Genomic DNA, 1,698 nt, shown 5'->3' with positions numbered 1-1,698 from the left:
AGAAATTGGATATGAAGTATTATCAGAACTTGGACCGATACAATCAGATCTTATAACGAAAATAAGAGGGCTAAATATGGCCCTCCTTGATTATCTGGGCAAGTATAATGAGGGTTCCACCCTCGCAAAGATTGGTCTTTCTCAACCCCCCACAGGCGCCGCCGACTCCATCCTCACCGACACCGCCGAAGACCGCGAGAACCTGCGGATCGGCGACGTCGAGGTCGTCCGCGAGTCCCCGACGTCCCTCGAGATCCGACTCACCGCCCGGTACAAACCCGAGGACGAAGACGACGAGGAGTTCGAGACCGACCGCTGGGGGTACACCGAAACCGAGTTCGAACCCGCGCTGCGGATTTCGGACCTCACGGAGACCGAGGCCGACCTGCTCGAGGCGTTCGTCCCCGTCGCCGTCGACGAGGCCGGCGGGTTCGCGAACTTCCGCGAGACCGCCACCAAGACCAACTCGCTCGTGGATCGTCTGCGGGCGCTGACCCTGCCCGCCGTCGACGACGTTCGCGAGGGGCTCGAGAGCTACCTCGAGACGAAGGCGCGGGCGGAGGAACTCGAGGCAAAGATCGAGACGACCGACGAGTTGATCGACGAGATCGTCTACGAGCTGTACGGGCTGACCGACGAGGAAATTGCGATCGTCGAGGAGACGGTCGACGATGACTGACGAGAACTCGAACGGGACACTTCACCGGGACGAGTTTCTGGCCGAGCGCGTTCGCCAGCAACTCGAGGTCTTCCCCGAGAAGTTTCGGGAGCTGGGTGAGGGCGGAGAACTGCGGAAACTCTGCCGCGAGCCGACGACGCTGTCCGGGCCGAAAGTCAATCAGGCACCCGAAGATTTCACGGAGCAGTATCTCATCGAACCGGTGCTTCATGGACTCGGCTACTGGAACCCGATCTCGGACCGATACTCCGGAACCGGCCCGCATTTCGTCCGCCGCCCGAGCACCTATCGAAACGTCGAGATCAAGCGACCCGACTACCTGCTCAAGAACGTCTCCCCGCGGCTCGTTTGCCTCCTCGAGGCGAAAGCAGCGAACGAGGAACAGGCGACGGGCGACAAACGACGTGCCACTGCTGATATCGAGGAGTACGTCGAGTCGAACACGTTCGCGAAGTACCTCGAGACGCTCGAGAAACGCTATCTCGTCGCGATCGGCACGGACGGTCTTCGCTGGGTGCTCTGGGCGAAAGACGTCCGTACCGGAGAAACGAAACGGGATCTCGCTACTGTCGATCTCTCGGACGCGATCAAATCCGTGGCAAAACGAAACGACGTCATCGAAGGTGAGCCAGCGCAATCTACGAGTGAGATACGGCAGTTCGCTGCCGAGGAATTCCTTCCGAGCTTCGCTGCACATTCCGTCGACGAGTTCGTTTCAAATTCGTTCAACGATTGAGGAATTGCAACCAAAGACGGTCGAACTCTCTGCACCCCTGAACTCGCTTTCCCAGTCCGCAGCCGAAACGCTTACTCTCGTTCCCACTCTTTGTGGGACCATGCCGACGGTAGACTCGAAAGGACGGATCGTCCTCCCGAAGGAGGTCCGAGAGCGGTTCGACATCGAGCCCGGAACCGAGGTGAAGGTTAGCACCGAGGACGGGAGGGTAGTCGTCGAACCCGAGGCCGATCCGGAGGTCGTCCTCGAGCGACTGGAGTCGCTTGTCGAGGATGCCGCGGCC

The 1,698-nt window shown here is 60.1% G+C and carries 2 protein-coding genes and 1 pseudogene; all 3 read left to right on the top strand.

The window, feature by feature from the left end; translation table 11 throughout:
- Window positions 1-679: pseudogene (locus ACNA7R_RS20215) on the top strand (restriction endonuclease); the annotation flags it as partial.
- Window positions 672-1,415, top strand: coding sequence for a hypothetical protein (locus ACNA7R_RS20210; RefSeq protein WP_416285332.1), 744 nt, complete (start codon window positions 672-674; stop codon window positions 1,413-1,415). The pseudogene ACNA7R_RS20215 and the gene ACNA7R_RS20210, both read left to right, overlap by 8 nt.
- A gap of 100 nt (window positions 1,416-1,515) precedes the next feature.
- Window positions 1,516-1,698: AbrB/MazE/SpoVT family DNA-binding domain-containing protein (locus ACNA7R_RS20205; protein ID WP_416285331.1), on the top strand; the 183-nt coding region annotated here is incomplete at its 3' end.

The sequence above is a fragment of the Natronococcus sp. genome (assembly GCF_047921035.1).
In the GTDB taxonomy this organism is placed as follows: Archaea; Halobacteriota; Halobacteria; order Halobacteriales; family Natrialbaceae; genus Natronococcus.
Note: the sequence above shows the minus strand (reverse complement) of the source record. Positions and strands in the feature narration are given on the sequence as shown.